Genomic DNA, 13,419 nt, shown 5'->3' on the forward strand with positions numbered 1-13,419 from the left:
TCAGCGCGCGGCGCGCAAGAGTTCGCCGGTGCGCTCGCCGATCTTGCGCAGCCAGCCGAGCGCCGCGTCGGACTGTGAATGCATGCGGCCGAATCCGTGCGTCATGTCGCGCGCGTCGATCAGCTCGACACGGCCGCCGTTCGCTTGCAGGAAGCGTTCGAGTTCGACGGCGTCGTCATAGAGCGGATCGTACGCCGCCGCGACGACGATCGCGGGCGCCGGCGTGCGCTCGAACGGCTCGGAGAGCGGAAAGGCGCGCACATCGTGCGCCTGCGGTGTTTCACCCGAAAGGAACTGGGTCCAGTACCACTTCATCTCATCGTTCGTGAGACCCGGACCGTTCGCATTGGCGATGCAACTCGGGCTCTCGAACTGACGACGCATGACCGGGTAAAGCAGCAGTTGCAAGCCGACGATGCCCGCGACGCGCTCGTTCGCGCCGCGGGCCGCGACAACCGCCAGATGCGCGCCCGCGCTGTCGCCGCCGACGGCCAGCCGGTCGGTCGCGAAGCCGAGCCGCGACCGGTGCTCCGCGAGCCAGAGCAGCGCGTCGAGCGCGTCTTCGCACGGCGCGGGAAACGGATGCTCGGGCGCGAGCCGGTAGTCGACGCTCGCCACCGCGCATTGCGAGTCGCGCGAGAGCCGTGCGACGAGGCCATCGTGCGTGTCGATATCGCCGACGACCCAGCCGCCGCCGTGAAAGTACACGATCAGCGGCAGCGGGCCGCGGGCCTCTTTCGGCTTGTAGATGCGGGCGGCGAGCGTGCGGCCTTCGAGATCGAGCTGAATATTTTCCGCCGTTACGGCATCGTCGCGCTCTCCGGCGTAGGCTCGAGCGACCTTGCTGAAGCGCTCACGGATCGCCAGCGCGTCCGCGTCGGGCGGCAAAGCCGGAAAAGCGTCCTCGACGGCGCCGTAATAGCGAAGCAGGGCTGCATCAATGCTCATGCGTATCTCCATAGGTTTTCGCGTCGTTATGCGCGCGCGGCCTGCTTTGCGCATCGATTTCATGCGTCCGGGCGTTCGATTTCCGCGAAAAAAATAGAATAATCGCACGAGTTTGAAAATCTGCAATCGCGCGTCAAGTCATCCCGAACGGATTAATCGTCCGAATAACAGACAATATATCGGTCGAAATCTGGACAATCGCGCTCGAAAATTTCCTCCGAGCCTTATCGGGCGCGGGTTACAACCTGAAACACTTTGTTACGGCGACTCGGATTCAATTCGCCCACAATCTGTTGAAACGGTTTCAACACGGATGTATTGGGTCGCGTCGTGCGAAAACAACGTGATCCGATGGCAGGCTGTGGCCGAAGCACTCACATTTGGGGCATCGGTGTTGGGATCGTTATTCGAATGCAAGGCATTCGACACATCCCACGTTTGGTCTCCTCGCGCTAACCCCGTAGCGTGTGGTTTTTAGCGGGCTCCAGGCCCGCTTTTTTTTCGCCCGGACAAACGTTTGCGTTTTGGGATTTCAACACCCGAACGTTTCGTCCAATGACAGAAGGGAGCGCCGCAGCGCTCCCTTTGTCTTTTCACCGCGAAGCAGCGCCGAAGTTCAGGCCGTTTTGGCCTCGGCGATTTTCAGTTCGTCGATCATGCGGGCGCGCATCACGAATTTCTGCGCCTTGCCGGTGACGGTCATCGGCAGTTCGTCGACGAAGCGGATGTAGCGCGGAATCTTGTAGTGCGCGATCTGTCCTTGGCAAAACTCGCGAATTTCCTCCTCGCTCGCCTGCTCGCCGGGACGCACGACGATCCACGCGCATACTTCCTCACCGTATTTCTGATCGGGCACGCCGAAGACCTGCACCGACTGCACCTTCGGATGACGGAACAGGAATTCCTCGATTTCGCGCGGATAGACGTTCTCGCCGCCCCGAATCAGCATGTCCTTCAGGCGGCCGACGATGTTGCAGTAACCTTCCGCGTCGATGGTCGCGAGGTCGCCGGTGTGCATCCATCCGTCGACGATCGCCTCGCGCGTCTTGGCGTCGTCGCCCCAGTAGCCTTTCATCACCGAATAGCCGCGCGTGCACAGCTCGCCGGTTTCGCCGACCGGCACGATATTGCCCAGCGGATCGACGATCTTCACTTCCAGATGCGGCTGAATGCGTCCGACGGTCGTCGTGCGCTTGTCGAGCGGATCGGTCGTCGAGCTCTGGAAGGACACGGGGCTTGTCTCAGTCATGCCGTACGCGATCGTGATCTCGCTGAGATGCATCTTCGACACGACGCGCTTCATCGTCTCGATCGGACACGGCGAACCCGCCATGATGCCCGTGCGCAGCCGGCTCAGATCGTACTTCCCGAAGTCCGGGTGATCGAGTTCGGCGATGAACATCGTCGGCACGCCATGCAGCGCCGTGCATTTTTCTTCGTGCACGGCAGCGAGCGTCGCGGCGGGGTCGAAGGCTTCGCCGGGAAACACCATCGTGCAGCCCGTCGATACGCACGCGAGCACGGCCAGGACCATGCCGAAGCAGTGATACAGCGGCACCGGAATGCACAGCGAATCCTGCTCGGTCAGGCGCATCGCCATTGCGATATAGCGCGCGTTGTTGACGATGTTCCGATGTGTGAGCGTCGCGCCCTTCGGATTGCCCGTGGTGCCGCTCGTGAACTGGATGTTGATCGGATCGTCCGGCTTCAGCTTCGCCTCGACTGCGTCGAGCGGCGTCGCGTCGAGCCGTTCGCGACCGGTACGCATCACGTCCTCGAAATTGAGCATGCCGGGCGTCTTGCTCTCGCCCATGCGGATCACGGCGCGCAATTCCGGCAGATTCGCGGCGTGAAGCGCGTTCGGCTCGGCATGCGCGAGTTCGGGCGCGAGCGTCTGCAGCATCTCCAGATATTTCGATGACTTGAACTGCTCGGCCGCGATGATCGCCTTGCAGCCGACCTTGTTCAGCGCATATTCGAGCTCGGCCAGCCGGTACGCCGGATTGATGTTGACGAGCGTGGCGCCCATGCGCGCGGTGGCGAACTGCGTGAGCAGCCATTCGATGCGGTTGGGCGACCAGATGCCGACGCGATCACCCGCCTCGATGCCGAGCGCGAGCAGTCCGCTCGCGAGCACGTCGATCTGATTTGCGAACTCGCGCCACGTCCAGCGGATGTTCTGCTCGCGGAACACGACGGCCGGGCGATCGGGGAATCTCCCAGCGGTTTCGAGAAGGAAGCGCGCAACGGTCGCGTCGCTCAATGGGATGTCGGTCGCGCCGCGAACATAGGAAATGCCGTCGCGCGGTTCGATCTGCGCGCCGGCGTGGGTCGGTTCAGTTGTCATCGATGGTCTCCGCCAATGTGAATCGCCGCCCGGTGAAGGCTAATTGGAGGCCATTGTGCATCGCGAGGACGAGCGCGGGCATTGAGTGTTTCCCGCAATGCCGCTTTCGTGCGATCGGCGAAAGATGCGCTGAATCAATCGCTTACGTGAATCGGAGTGAGCGCCACATAACCGTTATGCAGATTTGCGTGCGCGATTTGCCGATTAGGAGCATAAAAAAAGCAGCCCGAAGGCTGCTTTCTTGACCTGCTGATCGCTGCTGCTCGATGCGTCGTGCGCTTAGTGCTTTGCGTGCGCCTTGCGCAGACGTTGAATCGCCGCGAGTTGAGCCGTCGCGTAAGCGAGTTCCGCTTGCGCGGTCGCGTACTCGAGCTCCGAGGTGTTGTTTTGAATCGCTTCCTCGGCGCGCTTCTTCGCCTGCTCTGCCTTCGCTTCGTCGAGATCCGCGCCGCGGATGGCCGTATCGGCGAGCACGGTCACGATGCCCGGCTGGATTTCGAGAATCCCGCCGGCAACGAACACGAACTCTTCCGTACCGTCTTCCGCCTCGATACGCACCGCACCGGGACGAATGCGCGTGATGAGCGGCGTATGACCCGGCAGAATGCCGAGTTCACCCGCTTCGCCCGGCAGCGCGACGAACTTCGCCTGGCCCGAGAAGATCTGCTCTTCCGCGCTGACGACGTCTACCTTGATGGTTGCCATGTATGTCGACTCCTGTCGTCGGTGTCATGAGTGGACGCCCGCGCTGCGCGGACGTCCGCCTGAAAAACACCCGACTCTTACTGGATCTTCTTGGCCTTTTCGAAGGCTTCGTCGATCGTGCCGACCATGTAGAACGCCTGCTCCGGCAGATGATCGCACTCACCTTCGACGATCATCTTGAAGCCGCGGATGGTTTCCTTCAGCGGCACGTACTTGCCCGGCGAGCCCGTGAACACTTCAGCAACGTGGAACGGCTGCGACAGGAAACGCTGGATCTTACGAGCGCGCGCAACCGACAGCTTGTCTTCCGGCGACAGTTCGTCCATGCCCAGAATCGCGATGATGTCGCGCAGTTCCTTGTAGCGCTGCAGCGTCTGCTGCACGCCGCGCGTGATCGTGTAGTGCTCTTCGCCAATCACGTTCGGGTCGATCTGACGCGAGGTCGAATCGAGCGGGTCCACTGCCGGATAGATACCCAGCGAAGCGATGTCACGCGACAACACGACGGTTGCATCCAGGTGGCCGAAGGTCGTAGCCGGCGACGGGTCGGTCAAGTCATCCGCAGGGACATACACGGCCTGAACGGACGTGATCGAGCCGGTCTTCGTCGACGTGATGCGCTCTTGCAGCTTGCCCATTTCTTCAGCCAGCGTCGGCTGATAGCCCACTGCCGAAGGCATACGGCCGAGCAGTGCGGACACTTCCGTACCCGCCAGCGTGAAACGATAGATGTTGTCGACGAAGAACAGCACGTCGAGGCCTTCGTCACGGAAGTGCTCGGCCATCGTCAGACCGGTCAGCGCGACGCGCAGACGGTTGCCCGGCGGCTCGTTCATCTGGCCGTAGACCAGCGCGACCTTGTCGAGAACGTTCGAGTCCTTCATTTCGTGATAGAAGTCGTTCCCTTCACGGGTACGCTCGCCAACGCCCGCGAACACGGAGTAACCGCCGTGCTCCTTCGCGATGTTGTTGATGAGTTCCATCATGTTCACGGTCTTGCCCACGCCTGCACCGCCGAACAGACCGACCTTGCCGCCCTTCGCGAACGGGCAGATCAGGTCGATAACCTTGATGCCGGTTTCGAGCAGTTCCGTCGACGGCGACAGCTCGTCGAACGAAGGTGCGTTCTGGTGGATCGAACGCGTCGTTTCCGATTCGATCGGACCCGCTTCGTCGATCGGACGGCCGAGCACGTCCATGATGCGGCCGAGCGTCGGCTTGCCGACCGGCACGCTGATGGGCTTGCCCGTGTTCTTGACCATCGTGCCGCGGCGCAGGCCGTCGGATGCACCCAGACAGATGGTGCGAACCACGCCGTCGCCCAGCTGCTGCTGGACTTCGAGCGTCAGTTCGGTGCCTTCCAGAATGAGCGCGTCGTAAATCTTCGGCATTTGCGCACGCGGAAATTCCACGTCGATAACGGCGCCGATGCACTGTACGATCTTGCCTTCTACCAAAGCAGTAGTACTCATCGCATTTCCTTTAGATACTGTGTTCTTTCACGCGGCCGTCAGACCGCTGCGGCGCCGCCGACGATTTCCGACAATTCTTTCGTAATCGCGGCCTGGCGGCTCTTGTTGTAGACGAGCTGCAGTTCGTTGATCACGGTCTTCGCGTTGTCCGACGCGGCCTTCATCGCGACCATGCGCGCGGATTGCTCCGACGCCATGTTTTCCGCGACCGCCTGATAGACGAGCGCTTCGACGTAGCGCACGAGAAGCTCGTCCACCACGGTTTGCGCGTCCGGCTCGTAGATGTAGTCCCACGAGGTCTTCGGCGTGACGCCGTCTTCGTCCTTCGCGTCCAGGTCGTCCACCGACAACGGCAGCAGTTGCTCGATCACCGCTTCCTGCTTCATCGTGTTGATGAAGCGCGTGTACGCGAGGTACACCGCGTTGATCTTGCCTTCCGAATACAGGTCGAGCTGCACCTTGATCGCGCCGATCAGCTTTTCCAGATGCGGCGTGTCGCCCAGTTGCGTGACTTGCGACACGACCTTCGCCTTCAGGCGATTCAGGAAGCCGAGTCCCTTGCCGCCGATCGCCGAAGCTTCGATCTGGACACCGCTTTGATCGAGTTCCTTGATCTTGTTCAGCGACGCACGCAGGATGTTCGTGTTCATGCCGCCGCACAGACCCTTGTCGGTCGTGACGAGGATCAGGCCGGCCGTCTTTGCGCCCTTGTTCTCGACCATGAACGGATGGCGATACTCGGGGTTCGCACGGCTCATGTGCGATGCGATCGAACGGACCTTGTCGGCATACGGACGGGCGGAACGCATGCGCTCCTGGGCGCGGCGCATCTTCGATGCGGCGACCATTTCCATCGCTTTCGTGATCTTGCGCGTGTTCTGCACGCTCTTGATCTTGCCGCGAATTTCCTTCATTCCAGCCATTGCTTACTCCTTGATCGAAGCCGCGCGACGTCCGGTGACATCGCGCGTTGCTCCTCTATCCCGATCAATAAGCGCCCGACTTCTTGAAGTCCTTCAGCGCGGCATGCAGTGCGCCTTCGTCGTCCTTCGACAAGTCTTTATTGTCTTCGATGCGCTTAATCAGATCGCCGTGGCTGGTCTTCAGGAATTCGCGCATGCCCTTTTCGAATGCGAGCACTTGCGAAACTTCGAGATCGTCCAGATAGCCGTTGTTGGCTGCGAACAGCGCGACGGCCAGTTCCCACACTTGCAGCGGCTGATACTGCGGCTGCTTCAGCAGTTCCGTCACGCGGCGGCCGCGCTCGAGCTGCTTGCGGGTGGCTTCGTCGAGGTCCGATGCGAACTGCGCGAACGCGGCGAGCTCACGATACTGCGCGAGGTCGGTACGGATACCGCCCGACAGCTTCTTGATGACCTTCGTCTGAGCCGCACCGCCGACGCGCGACACCGACACGCCCGCGTTGATAGCAGGGCGGATACCGGCGTTGAACAGGTCGGTTTCCAGGAAGATCTGGCCGTCGGTAATCGAGATCACGTTCGTCGGAACGAATGCGGTCACGTCGCCGGCTTGCGTTTCGATGACCGGCAGTGCCGTCAGCGAACCGCTCTTGCCTTTCACTTCGCCGTTCGTGAACTTCTCGACGTACTCTTCCGAGACCCGAGCCGCACGCTCGAGCAGACGCGAGTGCAGATAGAACACATCGCCCGGATACGCTTCGCGGCCCGGCGGGCGGCGCAGCAGCAGCGAAATCTGGCGATACGCCCACGCCTGCTTGGTCAAGTCGTCATAGACGATCAGCGCATCTTGGCCGCGATCGCGGAAGTATTCGCCCATCGTGCAGCCGGCGTACGGCGCGAGGTACTGCATCGCGGCCGATTCCGAAGCCGAAGCCGCCACGACGATGGTGTAAGCCATCGCGCCGGTTTCCTCGAGCTTGCGCACCACGTTCATGATCGACGAAGCCTTCTGGCCGATCGCGACGTAGATACAGATGAGATCCTTGCCCTTCTGGTTGATGATCGCGTCGACGGCCACCGCGGTCTTGCCGCACTGACGGTCGCCGATGATCAGCTCGCGCTGGCCACGGCCGATCGGCACCATCGAGTCGATCGACTTCAGACCCGTCTGCACCGGCTGCGACACCGACTTACGCCAAATCACGCCCGGGGCGATCTTTTCGATTGCGTCCGTTGCCTTCGCGTTGATCGGGCCTTTACCGTCGATCGGGTTGCCGAGCGCGTCGACCACACGGCCGACGAGTTCCGGACCGACCGGCACTTCGAGAATGCGGCCCGTCGTCTTGACGATGTCGCCTTCCGAGATGTGCTCGTACTCGCCGAGAATAACGGCGCCGACCGAGTCACGTTCGAGGTTCAGCGCGAGGCCGAAGGTGTTGCCCGGGAATTCGAGCATTTCGCCCTGCATCACGTCCGACAGGCCGTGGATACGCACGATACCGTCGGTCACGGAGATCACGGTGCCCTGGTTGCGAACGTCCGCGCTCGCTTCAAGGCCCTGGATCCGGCTCTTGATCAGCTCGCTGATCTCAGAGGGATTGAGTTGCATTATTCGCTCCTGATAGTCAATTCTGTTGCGTGCCAGTCATCAGACTCGGTTGATCGCATTAATTCGCAAATTAAGCGGTCAGAGCCGTCTGCATGCTGGCGAGGCGCGCGCGGACCGAGGTATCGAGCACTTCGTCGCCAACCGTCACGCGAACGCCGCCGATCAGCGACTGATCGATTTCGACGGTCGGTTTCAGCTTGCGCTGGAACTTGCGTTCGAGGCTTGCAACGAGGTCGTTCAACTGTTCGCCTTCGAGGGGGAACGCGCTCACGATGTGAGCATCGGCAGCACCTTCACGGGCGTTCTTCAGCTCGTCGAACTGGACGGCGATTTCCGGCAGCAGCGGCAGGCGATGGTTCTCGACCAGCATGCCGACGAAGTTCTTCGCTTGAGGCTGGCTTTGGGCCAACGGCGACTTCACTGCGGCGAGCAGGAGATCGACGATTTGCTGGCGGCTCACCTTCGGGCTCGAAGCGACCGTCTCCACTTCGGGCAGACGCGCAACCTGTGCCAGCTCCTCAACGAAGGTGGACCAGCCCGCGAGATCGCCGGTTTCGGCCACGCGGAACAGCGCTTCTGCGTAAGGACGAGCGATGGTTGCAAGTTCGGCCATGATCAGAGCTCGGTTTTGAGTTGATTCAGCAGATCGGCGTGTGCCTTCTGATCGACTTCGCGCTTCAGAATCTGCTCAGCGCCTTTCACAGCCAGCGCAGCGACTTCGCCACGCAGCGCTTCGCGAGCCTTCACGATTTGCTGGTCGGCGTCGGCCTTGGCTTGCGCAACGATACGCGCGGCTTCGGCTTGAGCGTTGGCCTTGATTTCTTCTGCGACTGCGGCAGCGCGCTTTTCAGCGTCGGCGATGCGTTGCTGGCCGTCGTTGCGCGCTTGCGCGAGTTCCTGGTCGACGCGCTTGTGCGCAGCTTCGAGTTCCGCTTTGCCCTTGTCGGCGGCGGCGAGGCCGTCGGCAATCTTCTTCGAGCGCTCGTCGAGGGCGTTGATCAACGGCGGCCACACGAACTTCATCGTGAACCACGCGAGGATCAGAAACACGACCATTTGCGCAAACAGGGTTGCGTTGAGATTCACGGTGTTTCCTTAAACGTTGCTTGATCGGAGGTGAAACGGTTAAAAGGCGCTCATCGGCTTGTTGAGCTCGATCAGCGCCTCACCCGTTCCGTTCAGCGTCTTTAAAAAGTCAGACGCACACTTCCGAGGAACCTCAGCCTGCGAGCTTCGAGAGCAGCGGGTTCGCGAACGCAAACAGCATTGCCACACCAACGCCGATCAGGAACGCCGCGTCGATCAGACCAGCCAGCAGGAACATCTTGGTCTGCAGCGGGTTCATCAGTTCCGGCTGGCGGGCGCATGCTTCGATGTACTTGCCGCCCATCAGACCGATACCGATACAGGCGCCGATTGCACCCAGGCCGATGATGATGCCGATACCGATGGCGGTCAGACCTTGGATGTTGGCGATGAAAGCTTGCATGATCACTCCTTTGATTAAAGACTTTGGAACTGGATTTATAAAAAACGAAAACCTAAAACCTGAACGATTCCGGAACGTGCCGCAACGCGTCAGTGTGAGTCATGCGCCTGGCCGATGTACACCAGCGTCAGCATCATGAAAATGAACGCCTGCAACAGCACGATCAGAATGTGGAAGATCGCCCAAACCGTGCCCGCGACCACGTGGCCGATGAAGCCGAGCACGGAAGCGTCCGCACCGAACGTCCACATGCTGCCCAGAAGGGCGATCAGCAGGAACAGCAGTTCGCCGGCGTACATGTTGCCGAACAGCCGCATGCCGAGCGACACCGTCTTGGCGACGAACTCGATGATGTTCAGCGCGAGGTTCGGAATCCACAGCAGCGGATGCGCGCCGAACGGAGCCGACAGCAGTTCGTGCACGAAGCCGCCAGCGCCCTTGATCTTGAAGTTGTAGTAGATCATCAGCACGAACACGCCGAGCGCGATACCGATGGTGCCGTTGAGGTCAGCCGTCGGAACGATGCGATGATGCGGAAGGACGTTTTCGAGACCGAGCCAGCCGATGATGCGCGGCGGCAGATCCACGGGGATGAAGTCGAGCGAGTTCATCAGGGCGACCCAGACGAATACGGTCAGCGCGAGCGGAGCGATGAAGCGGCGGCTGCCGTGGATCATCGACTTCGACTGGTCTTCGACCATTTCGACCAGCATCTCGATGGCGCACTGGAAACGGCCGGGAACACCGGACGTCGCCTTGCGTGCAGCAAGACCGAGAATGACGATGGTGATGACACCGCACACGATCGACCAGAACAGCGTGTCGAGATTCCAGACGTGGATGTCGAAGATCGACGTCTGTGCGTGCGTGGAAAGATTCTGCAAGTGGTGCGCAATGTACTCGGACGGATCCAGAGCGTGCGTTCCTTCGCTAGCTGCCATATCGTTAAAGCCACCCAAATTGTCAAAAATCTTTCGCCGCCTGTCGCTTCCGAGCCGCCGCTTCGCGGCGCGGCTCCGGGTCGAGAGGCCCGAGTGCGGCACAACGTCCGCACTTGTTCATACGTGATGCTACTTACAATCCGTGCTGCGGGCACTTACCTGGGACGTCAAGAATCGTCACCGAAGCGCCATTGCAACCCAGTAAGTCTTCAGAGCGACGATGTACGTAACGAGCAGCGGCAACCACAACGCGCTCTTGTACCAGTACGCGACCGCCACGAACATGGCGATCGTCGCTCCCATCTTGAGCGCTTCGCCGATCATCCAGCTCATGATCGTCTCCGCGCCGCTCTTCGCCCGCAGGCGCGCGGCGAACAGAGCGCTCGGCACCCAGCAGATCGCTCCCCCCAGAAATGCGGACAGCGCAGCATCGCCCGGCGGCTTGTAGAACAGCCACCACAACAGCGTCGCACCCAGGGACAAAACCATTTGCGCTGCCACGACCTTAAACGGCGTGACACGCGATGGACGACTCACCTCGGGCCCAAACAGCTTCTGTGCCTGATCCCGCGTGAGCGGAACGATATTATTTTCTTGCGCTTCGGCATCCCACGAGTCGCTCGACGAACTGCGCGGCTGATTTCCGGAGGCGTTTTCATCGCCGGTTGCGTGAGCGTCCGGCGCTCGATTTTCCTCTCGCACCGTCTTCCAACCTTCAACCAAAAGTCCGGGAAAATCACCCTGCGCTTTCGCTGCGCTTTCGAGGTGGCCTAGCTGATAAATCCGGGCGATTGTAAGCGATTGTTGTCACGGATTCAATAGTTTAGGCGCGTCAAAAACCAAGCAGACGAACCTTAAAAAACGGTCTCAAAAGCGAGACTTTCCTTGCAATTGCAAGGAGATTTTCATTCGATGGAGGAGCCTGCGCCGAGCATCAAACGAGCGCCCAGCCGATGACGATTGCCACGATCCAGAACGGGATCGACACCATGTGAAATGGCATCCACATGCCTTTTTCACCCGACAAGCGCACGGCGATGAGATTCGCGAGCGAACCGATTGCGATACCGAATCCACCGACGCTCACGCCAAATGCGAGCGCGCGCCAGTCCTTCGAGAACTCCGCGAGCACGATGGCCGCCGGCACGTTGCTGATGGCCTGCGACAGCACCGCGCCCGCCGCATACGCTCGCATCGGCGTATCGATGCCTATATGGCCGATGCCTGCGTGAATCGACGGCAAGGCGGCCGCGCTGCGCAGCACGATGAACATCATCACGAAGATGAGGAGCAGCAGCCAGTCGATCTTCAACACGACTTCACGTCGCCACAACAGGAAGACGGCCGCCAGAACGGCCAGCGCCGGGCCGGCGTGATGCGCATCGGCGAGCGCGACGAACGCCGCAAACGCGAGCACGCTGACACCGCACAGCACGCGATCGACGCGATGTTCCTCGACATCGCCGGAAAGATCCAGCGGCTCCGCGCGGAACATCGCGAACGTGACGATGCCGAGCAGCGCCATCAACGCGGCGCACAGCGGCAGCATCGCCCAGACGAACGCCGGGAAGCCGACGCCGCTCGTCTGCCACAGGAAAAGGTTCTGGGGATTGCCGAGCGGCGTGAGAATCGAGCCTGCGTTGACCGACAGCGCAATGACGATGACGAGCCGTTTGATCGGCAGCGGCGCGAGCTTGTGCAACGACAAGGCGAGCGGCACGACGGCGAAGAGCGCAACGTCGTTGGTCAGCACCGTGGACAGGCCCGCGGCGAGCGCCACGAGCAGCAGCGCCAATGTACGCTCGCCATGAATGTGATGCACGAGGCGATGCGCGGCCCACATCAGGAATCCTGATAATTCGATGGCCTTGGTCAGCACCAGCAGGCCCGCGAGTGTAAGCACCGTCTGCCAGTCGACGAGACCCGGCAGGGACATCCACGGACGTGGGTGGGCGATCTGCAACACGACGAGCGCGAATACCAAAATGGCGAGAACCGGCTCTTTCGAGACGGCCCGCCAGATGCGCGCAAGAAAGTCGGAACGTGTACGGTTGACGTCGAATTCGGACAAGATGTGCGCGGGTCAGGCTGTGGGAGTCGTCGCTTCGATGCTGCCGCGCAGCTTCGTCAGAATGCCTTCGAGCGAGTCGAGCGTGCCGAAATCGATCGTGACTTTTCCGCGCCCTCTTCCGCCCAGCTTGATCTTCACGTTGGCCGATAGCAGATCCGACAACTCTTCTTCGAGCCGACGCGTATCACGTCCGCCGTCGTTTGCGGCGCGTGCTTTTGTCGCAGGCGCTTCCTTGGTCGTCGCCGCGACGAGGCGCTCCGTTTCACGCACCGACAAGCGGCGATTGACGACGTGATTGGCAAGTTGAATTTGCGTCGCTGCGTCGACGGCGAGCAGCGCGCGCGCGTGGCCCATGTCGAGGTCGCCGGCGAGGAGCATCGTCTGAACGGGCGTCGCCAGGTTCAAAAGACGCAACAGATTAGAGACGGCGCTGCGCGAGCGGCCGACCGACTCGGCAGCCTGTTCGTGCGTGAAGCTGAACTCATCGAGCAGGCGCTGGATGCCCTGCGCCTCTTCCAGCGGATTCAAATCCTCGCGCTGGATGTTTTCGATCAGCGCCATCGCTGCGGCAGCCTGATCTGGCACGTTTTTTACCAACACGGGTACTTCATCGAGCCCCGCCAGGCGCGCGGCGCGAAAACGCCGCTCGCCCGCGATGATTTCATAGTGATCGTCGCCGACGGAGCGCACGAGGATCGGTTGCATCAGCCCTTGCGCGCGGATACTCGCCGCGAGCTCCTGAAGCGCGCCCTCGTCCATGCGCGTGCGCGGCTGATACTTCCCGGCCTGCAGCTTGTCGAGCGGCAACACCGACGGCGTGCCTTCACCGCGCACGGCTTCCGTAATGTCGACGCTGCCGCCGAGCAATGCATCCAGGCCTCGGCCCAAACCCTTCTTTTTCATCACAGCGCTCATTT

At 61.2% G+C, this 13,419-nt stretch carries 13 protein-coding genes; all 13 read right to left on the reverse strand.

What is annotated here, in order from left to right; all coding sequences use genetic code 11:
• On the reverse strand, positions 1 to 948 hold the full coding sequence (locus NCR93_RS13535) for an alpha/beta hydrolase (protein ID WP_250480758.1): 948 nt from the start codon (positions 946 to 948) through the stop codon (positions 1 to 3).
• Positions 949 to 1,564: 616 nt separating this feature from the next.
• A complete protein-coding gene (locus NCR93_RS13540; RefSeq protein WP_008352482.1) occupies positions 1,565 to 3,295 on the reverse strand; it encodes an AMP-binding protein in 1,731 nt (576 codons plus the stop codon).
• A 279-nt stretch (positions 3,296 to 3,574) separates the two neighbouring features.
• Positions 3,575 to 4,000 (reverse strand): F0F1 ATP synthase subunit epsilon, encoded by a 426-nt coding sequence (locus tag NCR93_RS13545; protein WP_008352481.1) that lies wholly within the window; start codon positions 3,998 to 4,000, stop codon positions 3,575 to 3,577.
• A gap of 77 nt (positions 4,001 to 4,077) precedes the next feature.
• The gene (gene atpD, locus NCR93_RS13550; protein WP_033536458.1) at positions 4,078 to 5,472 is read right to left on the reverse strand and encodes a F0F1 ATP synthase subunit beta; all 1,395 of its coding nucleotides are present in this window, start codon (positions 5,470 to 5,472) and stop codon (positions 4,078 to 4,080) included.
• Between the two features lie 38 nt (positions 5,473 to 5,510).
• Positions 5,511 to 6,395 carry a F0F1 ATP synthase subunit gamma gene (gene atpG, locus NCR93_RS13555; RefSeq protein WP_175979661.1) on the reverse strand — a complete coding sequence of 295 codons (885 nt, stop codon included), beginning with the start codon at positions 6,393 to 6,395 and terminating at the stop codon, positions 5,511 to 5,513.
• A gap of 64 nt (positions 6,396 to 6,459) precedes the next feature.
• Complete coding sequence (gene atpA, locus NCR93_RS13560; protein ID WP_008352478.1) at positions 6,460 to 8,001, reverse strand: F0F1 ATP synthase subunit alpha; 1,542 nt, start codon at positions 7,999 to 8,001, stop codon at positions 6,460 to 6,462.
• A 70-nt stretch (positions 8,002 to 8,071) separates the two neighbouring features.
• Positions 8,072 to 8,614 (reverse strand): F0F1 ATP synthase subunit delta, encoded by a 543-nt coding sequence (locus NCR93_RS13565; protein WP_034472325.1) that lies wholly within the window; start codon positions 8,612 to 8,614, stop codon positions 8,072 to 8,074.
• A gap of 2 nt (positions 8,615 to 8,616) precedes the next feature.
• Positions 8,617 to 9,087 carry a F0F1 ATP synthase subunit B gene (locus tag NCR93_RS13570; protein ID WP_008352476.1) on the reverse strand — a complete coding sequence of 157 codons (471 nt, stop codon included), beginning with the start codon at positions 9,085 to 9,087 and terminating at the stop codon, positions 8,617 to 8,619.
• A gap of 133 nt (positions 9,088 to 9,220) precedes the next feature.
• Positions 9,221 to 9,490, reverse strand: a complete 270-nt coding sequence (gene atpE / locus NCR93_RS13575; RefSeq protein ID WP_007180033.1) for a F0F1 ATP synthase subunit C — start codon at positions 9,488 to 9,490, stop codon at positions 9,221 to 9,223.
• Positions 9,491 to 9,579: 89 nt separating this feature from the next.
• On the reverse strand, positions 9,580 to 10,431 hold the full coding sequence (gene atpB / locus NCR93_RS13580; RefSeq protein WP_008352455.1) for a F0F1 ATP synthase subunit A: 852 nt from the start codon (positions 10,429 to 10,431) through the stop codon (positions 9,580 to 9,582).
• A gap of 177 nt (positions 10,432 to 10,608) precedes the next feature.
• Positions 10,609 to 11,154, reverse strand: a complete 546-nt coding sequence (locus NCR93_RS13585) for an ATP synthase subunit I (RefSeq protein ID WP_081851863.1) — start codon at positions 11,152 to 11,154, stop codon at positions 10,609 to 10,611.
• Between the two features lie 211 nt (positions 11,155 to 11,365).
• Entirely contained in the window at positions 11,366 to 12,502 is a 1,137-nt protein-coding gene (locus NCR93_RS13590; RefSeq protein ID WP_250440312.1) for an SLC13 family permease, read from the reverse strand.
• A 12-nt stretch (positions 12,503 to 12,514) separates the two neighbouring features.
• Positions 12,515 to 13,417, reverse strand: a complete 903-nt coding sequence (locus NCR93_RS13595; RefSeq protein ID WP_008352449.1) for a ParB/RepB/Spo0J family partition protein — start codon at positions 13,415 to 13,417, stop codon at positions 12,515 to 12,517.
• Positions 13,418 to 13,419: the final 2 nt, after the last annotated feature.

It is taken from the genome of Caballeronia sp. ATUFL_F1_KS39, assembly GCF_023630985.1.
Classification (GTDB): Bacteria; Pseudomonadota; Gammaproteobacteria; order Burkholderiales; family Burkholderiaceae; genus Caballeronia; species Caballeronia zhejiangensis.